This window comes from Finegoldia magna, assembly GCF_018371055.1.
GTDB classification, from domain to species: domain Bacteria; phylum Bacillota; class Clostridia; order Tissierellales; family Peptoniphilaceae; genus Finegoldia; species Finegoldia magna_I.
The window spans coordinates 1-1,729 of the sequence record NZ_JAGYZD010000306.1 but is presented as its reverse complement, the minus strand read 5'-3'; the positions used below and the strand labels follow the sequence as shown (position 1 = coordinate 1,729).

Genomic DNA, 1,729 nt, shown 5'->3' with positions numbered 1-1,729 from the left:
GCACTCAAAATCTACCGCGAAGAATTCACGCCATCGAAGTATTTGGACAAACCATACGTAATGCTTGGAGTATCTGCAAACGCAGCTTACGAGAAAGACGCCGCAGAGCACATCAAACAACAAGCCATCTCCATATTCTTGCAAATCCAAAACAGAAACAACAGAGATGCATTCTTAAAAGCAGACCCTAACAACAGCCCAGAACTCACATCAATCGAAAAATTCATGATAAGAACTGCCCGTGGACTTCGAATTGAAGGAGATGTGAATTCTGTAAAAGACCAATTCATGGAAATAAAACAAAAATACAATCCAGACGAAATCATCGCCGCATCTTATATTCCAGATTTCAAACTATTAAAAGAAAACTACGAAATCATACAAGATTTGGCGTTGAATGATTAGAAGGCTATTGAAAAACCATCCAGAAAATTCTGGATGGTTTTGTGGTTTAATAAAAAAAATCAGGAGATGACTCTTGAAATATAAAATAATTTAAGCAGTAAACCAATCATACCAAAAAAGCAAACCATCACGCACTAATATCTGATATTCGTGTATGATGGTTTATCTACTATTGTTCTGCTTTTCTAAAAGAAAAACTTTCAGGCAAATCCTGAAAGTTTTACATTATTTCATCTTTTGTTGGGATGGATTCTCCAGATCCTTTTCTGGTTACAGTCTTTGATGATGCTTTTGTGGCAAACTCCATCGCTTCTTTGATGGATTTTTGTTGATCTAACATAACAGCCATCGCTCCAATGTAGCAATCTCCTGCAGATGTTGTATCCACAACTTTTGCTCTGATGGCATCTTGTGTAATGTGTTCTGCTTTTGAAAAATACTCAGAGCCATTTTCTCCCAAGGTTATTATTACAGAACCTACATTTTTGTCCAATAATTCATCTGCTGCTTCGTTCAAGTTTTTTTTGGTTGAATATCTCAAAATTTCATTTTCATTAGGCACGAACAAATCCACTTTGTCTAAAATATTTTCCACTTCGAACTCACTTGGAGCAGGGTTCAATATCACGAAAACTCCCTTTTCCTTCGCTTTTTTTATCGCATATTCATTGACTTCTTGTGGGATTTCCATTTGCAAAATCAAAATATCACATTCATCCAAAAGTTCGATGTTATCGTCGATATCTTGGATTGTAATCGCATAATTTGCCCCATGATCCAAAACTATTTCGTTTTGTCCAGTTTTATCCACATTTATTAGCGCAGTTCCTGTGTCCACATCTTTTTTGATGATGTTTGATGTGTCCACGCCGTATTCCTTCATATTTTTGAAAATAAAATCAGCGTCCATATCATTTCCCACACACGCAAGAAACTTCACATCGCCACCAAGTTTTTGACAAGCAATCGCTTGGTTAGCACCCTTGCCCCCTACAGATCTACTTTTTGATATGGACGATATTGTCTCTCCAGGTTTCGGGAAATTTTCCAAATTATATGTAGTGTCTACATTCACGCTTCCTATAACTAAAATTGACATAAATCTCTCCTCAAATCTTCGCATTTACGCTAAGAGTTTTTCTTAATATATCTTATATTATACAATACAAATCAAATTTTGTAATTCAAACAACTTTTCTTTAATCCCAAATTTGTGAATTAATGTTTTTCAAATGGGTATATTATTAAATAAGAATATTAATTGGAGGAAACTATGGACGATAAGAAACAAGATTTCAAACAAAATCTCAAAAATTATGTATCG

General features: G+C 34.9%; 1 protein-coding gene and 1 pseudogene. One reads left to right on the top strand and one right to left on the bottom strand.

What is annotated here, in order from left to right; all coding sequences use genetic code 11:
* A pseudogene (locus KHW44_RS09380) lies at nt 1-405 on the top strand (alkane 1-monooxygenase); the annotation flags it as partial.
* A gap of 220 nt (nt 406-625) precedes the next feature.
* On the opposite strand, the gene rbsK reads toward KHW44_RS09380, so the two are convergent.
* Entirely contained in the window at nt 626-1,504 is an 879-nt protein-coding gene (rbsK, locus tag KHW44_RS09375) for a ribokinase (protein WP_304068822.1), read from the bottom strand.
* Nucleotides 1,505-1,729: the final 225 nt, after the last annotated feature.